Here is a 12,221-nt window from a genome sequence, read left to right on the forward strand (position 1 = left end):
AGGGCGCGGATGGTGGCCGCTCAAAGTGCCAGTGCATCCTTCAGCGCCAATCCTTCCTTCATGCGAAGGTCGAGATCGGCCTCGATGTGATCGAGGTGCTGCAGCATCAAGGCACGGGCCTTTGCCGCATCCTTCGCCTCCAGTGCATCGAGCAGGTCGGCATGATCGTTGTGGCCGCAGCTTGAAACGCCCGAGCGCCCGTAGAGCGCGATAACCAGCGACGAGCGGGCGACCAGTTCGTCCATGAATTTTTCGAGGATGGCATTGCCGGCAAGCGAGGCCAGCATCAGGTGGAAATCGCCTGATGCCTTGATTTCCGCGCGCCTGGCGTGCGGGCCGCGCTCATGCTGGTGGCGGCTTTCCTGAACCAGATGCTCTCTCAGCTGCTTCACCGCCGCAGGCGTGATCTTTTCGATTGCGGCGTCCAGAACGCCGGGCTCGATCAGCCGTCGCGACGCAAAAACCTGCCGCGCTTCGTCCGGTGTGGGATTGGAGACAAAAGCGCCGCGGTTGCGCTCGGCCTTGACCAGTCCTTCGTAAGCCAGCATCTGAAGAGCCGCCCGCACCACCGTGCGGCTGACATCGAACAGCGTTCCCACTTCCGATTCCGACAGCTTCGTTCCCGGGGCAAGCCGTCGGTCGACAATGGCGTCGCGCAGCGTATCTCGAATAGCCTGGGCACGGTCTTCGTGGGATGAATCGGAATTGACGGTTATATGGGCAAGGCTCATGGAATTGTCCTGTTTGAACTTGAGTTCTAGCGCGAAGCGCGGCTTGCGCAAACAGGAATTGCGAGCTGTCGCCAGCCGCCACAATTCATTCAGCGCCCGTTCAGCAGGCGCGCTATATTTCTTTAACCATCGAATTTGCAACTGGCAGCGCCCTGCCATCCGGATGGAAGAAGATCATGTCGTCCTTTGCAGCTAAAACCGTTCTGGCTATCGCCGTCGCCGCCGCCACCATCGTGCCCTTCAACAGCGCATCCGCCGATGACTGGGGCCGCCGCGACCGTCGCGATGCCGCTATTCTGGGTGGCGTGCTTGGCCTTGCCGCCGGTGTCGCCGTTGGCTCAGCCCTTTCCCGCCCGGCACCGGTAGACGACGAGCGCGTCTATATCGACCCACCGCGTCGCTATGAACCGAGCTACGTGTACGAAGAGCCGGACTACCGCTATTATCAGCCACAGCCGCAGCCCGTTTATCGACCCGCTCCGGTCTATCGTCCGGCACCGGTTTACCGTGCCCAACCGGTCTATGACAATAATTCCGGCTACTACCAGCAACGCCGTACCTACCGCACCATCGAGCCGTGGACGAACGCCTGGTACGATTATTGCTCGCAACGTTATCGCAGCTTCAACGGCCGCTCCGGCACCTATGTCGGCAATGACGGCCAGCGTCATTTCTGCGTAGCGGGTTGATCGGGGACAACGTCTGCGCAGTTATTGCTGTTAATAATCAGGCCGCGGACGGAAACGTCCGCGGCTTTTCATTAAGTGTCACCCCAGATCCTGCGGCACCTCAAGCAGCGCCGTTTTTCACATAATCCGCCCGGTTGATGCCGTGACGTTGCAGCTTGTCGTAAAAGGTCTTGCGGGCAATGCCGAGTGTCGCAATGGTTTCGGCCACGTCGCCATTCGATTGCACAAGCGTTTCGCGGATGATCTGCGCTTCTATTTCATCCATTCGCTCCGGCAGGGTGCCGGAAGCCGGAATGCTCGATTGCGAAACAGTCGTGGTGACCGCATCCATCTCCAGCCCCAATACTACCCTTTCAGCGAAATGCCCGAGTTCGCGCACATTGCCCGGCCAGTCGTAGTCGTTAAGGCGGCGGGAAACGCCGGCGCTGATCTGCGGCACAGTCATGTTGAACCGGTTGGCGGCCTTGGTGACGAAGTGCGAAAACAGCAGCGGAATATCCGCCTTGCGTTCGCGCAGCGGCGGTATCGACAGCGTCACCACATTCAGCCGGTAATATAGGTCCTCGCGAAACGTGCCACGCTCGGCCGGGTCGCCGAGATCCACCTTCGCCGCCGCCACCACGCGAATATCGACCGGTCGCTCCTCATTTGAACCGAGTGGCGAGACCTCGCGCATTTCCAGAACGCGCAACATCTTCACCTGTACGGCAAGCGGCATGCTTTCGATCTCGTCGAGAAACAGCGTGCCGCCGCTTGAATGTTCGATGCGACCAACGCGTTTTTTCTGCGCACCGGTGAAAGCACCCGGCTCATGGCCGAAAAGCTCGCTTTCGATCACCGTTTCCGGCAGCGCCCCGCAATTCAGTGCCACAAAATTGCCCCTCGATCGCTTCTTGCTCCAGCGATGCAGCGCCGTTGCCACCACTTCCTTGCCGCTGCCCGTCTCACCTGCCACCAGCACGTCCACGTCCGTATCAGCAATGTGCCGGAGCGTGGTGCGCAGGCGTTCCATGGCGGGCGTCTGGCCAATCAGCGGCAAATCGTCCTCGGCTTGAGCACTCGCCCGGCGAAGCGCGCGGTTTTCCAGCACGAGGCGGCGCTTTTCCAGCGCGCGGCGGGCGCTTTCAACCATGCGTTCGGCGGGGAATGGTTTGGCGATAAAATCATAGGCGCCGTTGTGCAGGGCATCGACCGCCATCGGCACATCACCGTGGCCGGTGATGAGGATAACCGGCAGATCGGCATCAATCCTGCGGACATGGTCGAAGAACTCAAGCCCGGTCATGCCGGGCATGCGCACATCGGTGATGACGACGCCGTCGAAATCCTCGTTGAGCGCCGCAAGTGCCTGTTCGGCGCGGGAAAAGGAGGTGACGGGCAATCCGTCGAGTTCCAACGTCTGCACCATCGCCTTACGCAGCTGGGAGTCGTCATCCACCAGAAATATGGTTCCACCTGCCATCATGTCATGCTCGCTTCAGATATACGGAAAAAGACGTGCCTGCCTCGCTGCTCGTTACCTCAATACGCCCGCCATAATCGGAGGCGATATCGTTGGAGATGACGAGACCAAGGCCTAGGCCGCTTTCCTTGGATGTATTAAAGGGAGAAAAAAGCTGGGCGCGGATCGCTTCGGGAATGCCGGTCCCATTGTCGCTGACCGAAAGCAAGACCATGTCCCCTTCCTCGCGCACCCGCACCTCGACACGCGCCGCATCAATCGCATCAGTGGCTTCCAGTGCGTTTTGCAGAAGGTTGATGAGAATTTGCTCGAGCCGGATGCGGCTGCCAAGCACCTTCAGGTCTTGATCCGGCAACACGATATCAAGTGCATCCATCTGTCCGGAAAAACGACTGCGCAACAGCATCACCGCGCCTTCGATGACCAGTTTGAGACTGACCGGTTCGGCAGCGGTGCGGCCCTTGCGCGCCAATATCTTCAGGTCGCCGGTAATCGTGCCGATGCGATCGGTCAATGCCGCGATGTTTTCGAGATTTTCGTTGGCCTCCGCCATGCGGTCGCGTTTCAGCAGGGTGCGGGCGTTGTCGGCAAAGGCGCGGATCGTCGCTACCGGCTGGTTGATTTCGTGGGCAACGCCCGCCGCCACCTGCCCTAGAATGGAGAGACGGTTGGCCTGCACCAACTCGTGCTGCACGTTGCGCAATTCACCTGTCGTCTTTTCGTGCAGGGCAATTTCCGCCTGAAGATGGTCGCGGGTCCTCGTCAGATCACGGGTGCGCTCCTGCACCTTCATTTCCAGCTCGGTGCGGGCGCGCTGCTCCTCTTCCTTTTCCCTCAGCGCCTTGTGCCTGCGCCACAGCCACAGAGCCGAAAGCGCCATCAGCGGCATCAGCGTTGCCAGCGCCACCACCCTGCCCTCGCGAATGGCGGCGTTCAGCGCCGGTGCCACCGGCTGCAGATAATGCAGTGTCCATGAGGTCGTCGGCACCGGCGTTTCCAACCGCAGATAATCGCCGCGCTCACTTGCCGGGTCATCGACACGGATGAGCGGAACGCCGTCGCTCGAGAGTCGCACCATCCGGAACGGCAGCGTCGTAAGCGCCTCGTTACCGAATTGCAGGCTTTCGGAAATGGCTTTGCGTCGCGCCTCGTCAATCGGCGCTACGGTCTTGAAGCGCCAATCCGGCACGCTCGTCATCAGCACGACGCCGTTCCTGTCAACCACATAGACCGGTTTGCCGCCGATGTTCCAATCCGCCTCCAGACGGTTGAACTCCACCTTGGCGATGACGACGCCGAGCGGCCGCCCGTCTGCGGCATCGATGCGGCGCGAGATATAAAGGCCCGGCCGGCGGCTGACATTGCCAAGCGCATAATGTTCGGACATGCCGGTATTCATCGCCGCCTGAAAATATTCGCGGAAGGCATAATTGGAGCCGACGAAGCTGTCGGCCTGTCGCCAGTTACTGGAGGCAATTGTCAAGCCGGTCGGTCCGGTCACGTAGATGACAGAGGACTGCGTGCCTTCGATCAGCCCCTCCAGCTTGCGGTTCAGCCGGTCAATGGCAGACGCGCCACCGCCATCCAGCGCAGTCGCAAGGTCGGGATCGCCGGACAGAACCAGCGGAATGGCTCGCGGCCGCTCCAGCGCGACATTCAGAAGCGCGATCTTGAGTTCGGCATCGGTGGAGGCCTCGGACGCGGCGGTGCGTATTGCCTGGTTTCGCGCAAAGTCATCGGCAACCAACAGAAGTCCCAGGCTGACGAGCAGCCACAAGCCCGCCAACGCCAGCCATTGAGCGCGCCGTCGTGCCTGGGAATGAGAGGCCTGATCTTCTTGGGTCATGCGACAATTGTGCGGATTTACACACAGACCGCAAGAGGTTTTGTCCGGATATCCGCACATACGCCGGCGAGCTGATACGGCGTCAATAAAAAGTACTTTTTAAATCAGCGAGTTACACCAAATAAGCAAGTCTGGCATGCGTATTGCACATGACTCCTCAATCGGCGCGAAGCCGTCAACGACACGGCGATCCCGGGAGGCCAATTAAGGCAGGGTGAGGCCGAGGAGGAAAAAACATGATCGATACAACAACCGTGGCGGCAGGCCACGCCAAGCAGCCATTCTACAAGCATCTGTATTTCCAGGTTCTGGTCGCCATTATCGCCGGTATCGCGCTTGGCCATTTCTATCCGGCCTTTGGCGAACAGCTGAAGCCGCTCGGCGACGGTTTTATCCGTCTCGTCAAGATGATCATCGCTCCCGTCATCTTCCTCACTGTCGCAACCGGCATCGCCGGCATGAACGATATGAAGAAGGTTGGACGCGTGGCCGGCAAGGCCATGATCTACTTCCTCGTGTTCTCCACCCTCGCGCTCATTGTCGGCCTCATCGTCGCCAACACTGTGCAGCCGGGTGCCGGCATGAACATCGATCCGGCCACGCTGGATGCCAAGGCCGTCGCGACCTACGCCGACAAGGCCCATGAGCAGACCATCACCGGCTTCCTGATGAACATCATCCCGACCACCATCGTCGGCGCATTCGCCAGCGGTGATATCCTGCAGGTGCTGTTCTTCTCCGTGCTGTTCGGCATCGCGCTCGGTATCGTCGGCGAAAAGGGCAAGCCTGTCACCGATTTCATGCATGCCATGATGTATCCGATCTTCAAGCTGGTCGCGATCCTGATGAAGGCCGCCCCCATCGGTGCCTTCGGCGCCATGGCATTCACCATCGGCAAATACGGCATCTCGTCCGTCACCAACCTCGCGATGCTGATCGGCACCTTCTACGTCACATCAGCACTGTTCGTGTTCGTGGTCCTCGGCGCTGTCTGCCGCTATAACGGCTTCTCGATCGTCGCGCTTATCCGCTACATCAAGGAAGAACTGCTGCTGGTTCTCGGCACCTCGTCTTCGGAAGCCGCCCTGCCGGGCCTGATGAGCAAGATGGAAAAGGCGGGCTGCAAGCGCTCTGTCGTCGGTCTCGTCATCCCCACCGGCTACTCCTTCAACCTCGACGGAACCAACATCTACATGACGCTGGCTGCCCTGTTCATCGCACAGGCGACCGGCATCCACCTCTCCTTCGGCGAACAGATCCTTCTGCTGCTCGTGGCCATGCTCTCCTCCAAGGGTGCTGCCGGCATCACAGGCGCTGGCTTCATCACATTGGCCGCAACGCTCTCCGTCGTGCCGTCGGTTCCGGTTGCCGGCATGGCGCTCATCCTCGGCATCGACCGCTTCATGTCGGAATGCCGCGCACTCACCAACTTCGTCGGCAATGCGGTCGCCACCATCGTTGTTGCCCGCTGGGAAGGTGAACTGGATCAGGAGCAGCTCGCCCGCGTTCTCAGCGGCAAGGAAGAATTCACCGGCATCGCCGATGTGGATTCGCTTCCGGGTGCGGTTCAGCCCGCCGAATAACACGACCTCCCAAGGTCCAGCCTGTCCCGGTTTGTCGGGGCAGGCTCTCGCATGAAGGCCGGCGCATCAGATCGATGCTCCGGCCTTTCATCGTTTGAAGCCCTCCCAACCGTCGAAAACGGTTTTTATCGCCGTGCGGATGTTATAGGCCAGAGCGAGCGAGAACGAATGCGAAAAACGGAGTAGGCCCTTATGAAGAACCTGTTTCTGGCCTGGCAATTCTGGGCACTGCTATCGGCGGCCTTTGCGGCATTGACCGCGATTTTTGCGAAAATCGGCATCGAAAACGTCAATTCCGATTTCGCCACCTTCATACGCACCATCGTCATTCTCGCTGCCGCTGGCCTGATGGTTTATGTTACCGGCAACTGGCAGCAGCCCTCCACCATTTCGGCGCGGACCTGGACCTTTCTCGTGCTTTCGGGGCTGGCGACCGGCGCATCTTGGATATGTTACTTCCGGGCGCTGAAAATCGGCGATGCCGCCCGCGTCGCCCCCATCGACAAGCTCAGTGTCGTGTTCGTCGCCGTCTTCGCGGTTCTGTTTCTGGGGGAACGGCTGTCGCTGCCAAACTGGCTGGGTGTGGTGCTAATCGCCTGCGGCGCGGTGCTTGTGGCATACCGGGGATAGTGCAAGCTGACAGCGGTGCCCGGCCGGACGAACCGGCCGGGACATTCGCAAAGTCATCAGGCGCGTGCGGCCGCAACCTTGTCCAGTCCCCGCTTAACGCCGGCGAACAGCTCATCAAGCTGCTCGGCCGTGATGATCAGCGGTGGACAGAAGCAGATCGATTCGCCGATCGGGCGAGTGATCACGCCCTCATCCTCAATGGCGGCGGCAATGGCGAGCGTCGCATCGCCCGGCTTCGTACCTTCCCACGGCTTTATCTCCAGCGCGCCAAGAAGACCGACGCCGCGCGAGGAATGCACCAGCGGATGGCCGGAAAGCGCTTTCAGATGATCGAGGAACTTGCCTTCCAGTCTCGCGACATTACCGACCAGATCGCGCTCCTGAATAATCTTCAGGTTTTCGAGACCGACGGCCGTCGCGACCGGGTGGCCGGAGGCGGTATAACCATGACCGAAGGAGCCGATCCGGTCGGATTCGTCGGCGATCGGCTGGTAGAAACCGTCATTCATGATGATCGCCGACAGCGGCATATAGGATGAGGATATCTGCTTGGAAACAACAAGCACATCCGGCTTGATGCCGTAGGTCTCGCAGGCGAACATCTTGCCGGTGCGGCCGAACCCGCAGATGACCTCGTCCACGACAAGCAGAATGTCGTATTTCTTCAGGATCGCCTGCACACCTTCCCAATAACCTTCAGGCGGCAGAAGAACCCCGCCGGCACCCATCACCGGCTCGCCCCAGAAGGCGGCAACGGTTTCCGGGCCTTCGCTGAGGATCAGATCTTCGAGTTCCTTCAGAATACGCGCGGTAAAATCCGCCTCGCTTTCACCTTGCTTGCCGAAGTGCACATAGGAGGGGCAGGCCGTATGCAGCATGCGGTCCAGCGGCAGGTCGAAGCTTTCATGGTTGCGCGGCAGGCCGGTGATCGAGGCAGAGGCAATCGTCACGCCATGATAACCCTTGATGCGGCCAATGATCTTCTTCTTCTCCTTTTTGCCCAGCGCATTGGAGCGATACCACACCATCTTGGCAACGAGATCGTTCGCCTCCGATCCCGAAGACGTGAAATGGACCTTCGACATCGGCACTGGTGCAAGTTCGATCAGCAACTCGGCAAGATCGACCGATGGGCCGTGCGTCTTGTAGGAGAAGGTGTGGTAATAGGGCAGCTTCTGCATCTGCTTCGTCGCAGCGTCCACCAGTCGCTGTTCACCGAAGCCAAGCGCCACAGACCAAAGCCCCGCCATCGCCTCGATATAACGCTTGCCGCTGCTGTCGGTCACATAGATGCCTTCACCACTTTCGATGACCAGACCACCGGTCTTTTCGAATTTACGCAGATTGACGTTTGGATGCATCTGGTAGGCGATATCGCGTGCCTCGACGGAATTCGGCAGAATGGTCATGGGATAAAGGCTCCGTTTCGGTTGGATGGACTGAAGCGTCAGACGTGCTGGCCGCCATTGATGAGAATTTCTGCGCCGTTGATGTAGCTCGACTGCTCCGAGCAGAGGAAGTAGATGGTCTGCGCCACCTCCGCCGTGGTGCCGAGCCGCCCGAGCGGGACCTGCGCTTCCACGAGTTCAGCGGTTCCGGGTGAAAGTATGGCGGTGTTGATTTCGCCGGGCGCTATGGCATTGGCGCGCACGCCGCGCGGGCCGAATTCATGCGCCAGCTCCCGTGTCAGAGCCGCAAGTCCCGCCTTCGATGCGGCATAGGCGACGCCCGCGAAAGGGTGCACCCGCGAGCCGACAATGGAGGTAACGTTGACGATGCAGCCTTTTGCCGCCTCCAGTTCTGGCAAAAGCGCACGGGCAAGAAGCGCCGTCGAGACGAGATTGACGTTTAGCACCCGCGTCCAGATCTCCGCCGTTGTGTCGGCAACGCCAAGGCGGCTACCGCCTTCGCCCTTCGGCGAGATTCCGGCATTGTTGACGAGTGCGGCCAGCTTTCCTTCCGGCAGGCGCGAGCGCACCTCGTCGGCCAGATCGTCGATGCGGGACAGGTCCTCCAGATCGGCCTGGATATGGCTTTCGCGCGCAGATGGCCAGCGGCATTCCTCCGAAAAGGGTTGTCGCGATACGGTCAGGATTCTCCAGCCTTTTTCCTGAAACAGCTTGACGGTGGCATGCCCTATTCCGCGGCTCGCACCAGTCAAAAGCATAAAAGGAACAGCCATGAAAGAACTCCTTTGCCATGCGAACCGTTGAGCCGGCCGCGCATTCAGCCCGCATGTTAGAGTGCTGCGACCCGCTGACAAGGGCTATTTTGTCGCGGTGCACGAATGGTTGCCGCGTCACGGGCTAATCCCATTTGATATAGGCCTTTCACCCGAAGGGAATATTTGAAGCCAGCCATTTGCTCATAAAATGCGATCTCCCGAATCTGTGATCTGTATTGGGAGGGGGACGAATGCGTATCGACATCATCGACACCGACGCCGGCTTCGAGGCTATCCGGCAAAACTGGGAAACGGTGTTCATGGCCGATCCCCATTCCCGACACTTCCTTTCCTGGGGCTGGCTGCGGGATTACATGCCGCGCCGCAAGCGCTGGTTCATCCTGGCGCTCAGGGAACGCCCCGAAGGCTCGCCCTATGTGGCATTTTTTCCGCTGCGCATCGTCACCGAACCGGACAAGAAAACCGGTCGCTTCCACGACAGCATAGTCATGGCTGGCAATGCCGCGGCGGATTACACCGGCTTCATCACTCTGCCGGAATATGAAAATAACGCGGTTGCCGGTTTCTGTGCCTATATTCGGCAGCAGAACTGGACCGAACTCAAGCTCGACTATCTTTCCGGCCCACCGGAGCGGCGCGACGCGATGATCCGCGCGCTTCAGGGGCCGCTCGTTATGTTCCGCGACAACATGCCGACCAACCCCTATAACATCAACAATTGCATCTGCCCGGTCGTGGCCCTGCCGGACACGTTCGACTCCTATCTCGACAGCCATATGAGCAGCCAGTCCCGGCAAAAGCTCCGGCGCTTCATGAGGAAGGTGGAAGGCGGTGACGAATACCGCATCACCTTCGCAACGAAAGAAACAATCAAGCGGGACATGGGCATCCTGTTCGATTTCTGGCGCATCCGCTGGGCGCCGCACAAGGGCAAGGAGCGCACCGAACTGTTGATCGGCGCAACACGGCAAATGCTGATGGATGTCTATATACGCGGCGATCTGGAAGTGCCGGTCCTGTGGTTCGGCGACCAGCCGCTCGGCGCGCTTGCCAACATTATCGACCGGCAGAAAAAATCAGTATTGTTCTACATTACCGGTCGTGACGAGAACTGGAAGACCCCCTCACCCGGCCTCGTGCTGCACGGACACTGCATCCGCAGGGCGATCGAACAGGGTTTCAAGACTTATGATTTCCTGCGAGGCAACGAGCCGTACAAATATTTCTTCGGCCCGGAGGAGCACAAGCTCAGCTGCACGCTGTTCCGCACCCGCTCGGGCGACAATCTCGGCGGCAAGCTCCACCCGCGCAGCATACGCTTCGTCTACGAAGAGGGTCTTAAACTTTACAAGACGGGCAAGAAGGCGGCCGCCAACATCGCCTTTTCCCAGGTGCTGTCAGCCGCGCCCGATCACCTTGGCGCACAATTCGGGCTGGCCAATCTGACCTTCGACCGCGGTGAATTCCGTGAAGCGGAAATCGCTTTCCTCGGTCTCCTCGGCAGCGCTCAGGACCCGGTTCTGCTATGGATGCGCATAGGCGAAGCGCGGTTGGCGCAACGGCAATATCACGAGGCGTCCGAAGCATTCCGTCAGGTGACCAATCGCGCCCCCTTCCACCGCGAGGCGCTCTACAAATGCGCCGTGGCGCTGATTGCGGCCGAAAGAACGATGGAAGGCGCCGAAATCCTCGACAGATTGCAGCATTACCATTCTGACGACGCTACGCATCTGGAATATGCCGAAAAGGCGCGCGCAGCCCTTGCCCGGCTGGAACTGGGAAAGGCCAGGATTCCGCTGCCTGCCGATGTCATCACGCTGAGCGCCAGGCCAAAATCGACGGGCAAGCGCTGGCGTCCGCCAAAGGTTTTGCATTGAACGTAATGACCTGTAAGTTGCGGCAGAAAAAATCGGCCGGACGACTTGCAAGGGTTTTTTATGTTTCTGACCAACAAGGATATGCTCGACCTCATCGAGCTGCGCCATGATCTGCACCGCCATCCGGAAATTTCCGGCGAGGAGAAGGAAACAGCGCGGCGTATTCGCGATTTCCTCGAGCAGGCAAAACCGGATCGGATGTTCACCGATCTGGGTGGTCATGGCGTGGCAGCGGTCTATGACAGCGGCAAAAGCGGTCCGGTAGTCCTCATCCGCTCGGAACTCGACGCTCTGCCCATTCAGGAAAAAACCGACGCCGAATACCGCTCCGGCACAGATGGTAAGGGCCATCTTTGCGGCCATGACGGTCATTCCACCATTCTGACGGCGCTTGCACTTGGACTTTCCAGAAAGCGCCCGGAAACCGGCAGCGTCGTACTGCTCTACCAACCGGCAGAAGAGACAGGTGCGGGCGCGGCCGCCGTCATCGCCGATCCGCGCTTTGGCGAGGTGAAGCCGGATTATTCCTTTTCTCTTCACAATCTTCCAGGCCTGCTATTCGGCCATGTCAGCGTGGTGGAAGGGCCGGTCAACTGCGCATCACGCGGCATCAAAATCCGCTTCTCCGGCAAGACCGCGCACGCCTCCTCACCGGAGCATGGCGTCTCGCCGATGCGGGCGATATCTGAGTTGATGCCGGCTTTGACCGATCTCGGTTCCGGCTTTCCACCGCAACCCGATTTTTCGATGGTGACAATCACCCATGCCGTGATGGGTGAAGCGGCCTTCGGCATTTCTCCGGCAGACGCGGAAATCTGGGCGACGCTCCGGACGCTGACAGACGACCGAATGGAAAAATTCTGCGCGGATGCGGAAGCGCTGGCAAAAAAGGTGGCCGAAGAACAGAAACTGACACTCGATATCGCCTATGACGATATTTTCCTGCATTGCGAAAATGCGCCGGAAGCCGTCGACCATATCCTGCGGGCGCTGACTGCAGAGAAAATTTCCCACGGTTCGGAAGGTTTGCCCATGCGAGCCTCCGAGGATTTCGGAAGGTTCCGCGCCGTCTCGTCATCGGCCATGTTCTTTTTGGGCGCAGGCAAGGACTATCCCAACCTGCACAATCCCGACTACGACTTTCCGGATGGGCTGATCGATATCGGCGCACGCATCTTCATGCGCATCATCCGCAACCTCACCGACGCGGGGTGAGCA

At 59.6% G+C, this 12,221-nt stretch carries 10 protein-coding genes; 5 read left to right on the forward strand and 5 right to left on the reverse strand.

The window, feature by feature from the left end; genetic code table 11:
- Positions 1-20: 20 nt before the first annotated feature.
- Complete coding sequence (locus RBH71_RS05650; protein ID WP_025595694.1) at positions 21-731, reverse strand: GntR family transcriptional regulator; 711 nt, start codon at positions 729-731, stop codon at positions 21-23.
- Between the two features lie 176 nt (positions 732-907).
- Here RBH71_RS05650 and RBH71_RS05655 point away from each other — a divergent pair, with 176 nt between their 5' ends.
- Positions 908-1,420, forward strand: a complete 513-nt coding sequence (locus RBH71_RS05655; protein ID WP_003510838.1) for a BA14K family protein — start codon at positions 908-910, stop codon at positions 1,418-1,420.
- Positions 1,421-1,520: 100 nt separating this feature from the next.
- Here the strand turns inward: RBH71_RS05655 and RBH71_RS05660 are convergent, their stop codons facing one another.
- Positions 1,521-2,885: a sigma-54-dependent transcriptional regulator gene (locus RBH71_RS05660; RefSeq protein WP_111802592.1), complete on the reverse strand. Its 1,365-nt coding sequence runs from the start codon at positions 2,883-2,885 to the stop codon at positions 1,521-1,523.
- Position 2,886: 1 nt separating this feature from the next.
- Positions 2,887-4,728 (reverse strand): sensor histidine kinase, encoded by a 1,842-nt coding sequence (locus RBH71_RS05665; protein ID WP_038494047.1) that lies wholly within the window; start codon positions 4,726-4,728, stop codon positions 2,887-2,889.
- 236 nt (positions 4,729-4,964) lie between these two features.
- On the opposite strand from RBH71_RS05665, the gene RBH71_RS05670 reads away from it, so the two are divergent.
- Together RBH71_RS05670 and RBH71_RS05675 are read left to right on the forward strand one after the other, a co-directional pair.
- Positions 4,965-6,311 carry a dicarboxylate/amino acid:cation symporter gene (locus RBH71_RS05670; protein ID WP_013761559.1) on the forward strand — a complete coding sequence of 449 codons (1,347 nt, stop codon included), beginning with the start codon at positions 4,965-4,967 and terminating at the stop codon, positions 6,309-6,311.
- Positions 6,312-6,503: 192 nt separating this feature from the next.
- Entirely contained in the window at positions 6,504-6,941 is a 438-nt protein-coding gene (locus RBH71_RS05675) for an EamA family transporter (protein WP_019564660.1), read from the forward strand.
- A gap of 56 nt (positions 6,942-6,997) precedes the next feature.
- Here RBH71_RS05675 and RBH71_RS05680 read toward each other — a convergent pair whose 3' ends face one another.
- Together RBH71_RS05680 and RBH71_RS05685 are read right to left on the reverse strand one after the other, a co-directional pair.
- Entirely contained in the window at positions 6,998-8,350 is a 1,353-nt protein-coding gene (locus RBH71_RS05680) for an aspartate aminotransferase family protein (RefSeq protein ID WP_323687199.1), read from the reverse strand.
- Between the two features lie 38 nt (positions 8,351-8,388).
- A complete protein-coding gene (locus RBH71_RS05685; protein WP_003510849.1) occupies positions 8,389-9,123 on the reverse strand; it encodes an SDR family NAD(P)-dependent oxidoreductase in 735 nt (244 codons plus the stop codon).
- 233 nt (positions 9,124-9,356) lie between these two features.
- On the opposite strand from RBH71_RS05685, the gene RBH71_RS05690 reads away from it, so the two are divergent.
- Together RBH71_RS05690 and RBH71_RS05695 are read left to right on the forward strand one after the other, a co-directional pair.
- A complete protein-coding gene (locus tag RBH71_RS05690) occupies positions 9,357-11,003 on the forward strand; it encodes a GNAT family N-acetyltransferase (RefSeq protein ID WP_111802593.1) in 1,647 nt (548 codons plus the stop codon).
- A gap of 60 nt (positions 11,004-11,063) precedes the next feature.
- Positions 11,064-12,218, forward strand: coding sequence for an amidohydrolase (locus tag RBH71_RS05695; RefSeq protein WP_323687200.1), 1,155 nt, complete (start codon positions 11,064-11,066; stop codon positions 12,216-12,218).
- Positions 12,219-12,221: the final 3 nt, after the last annotated feature.

It is taken from the genome of Rhizobium sp. AN68 (assembly GCF_030758035.1).
Classification (GTDB): Bacteria; Pseudomonadota; Alphaproteobacteria; order Rhizobiales; family Rhizobiaceae; genus Agrobacterium; species Agrobacterium tumefaciens.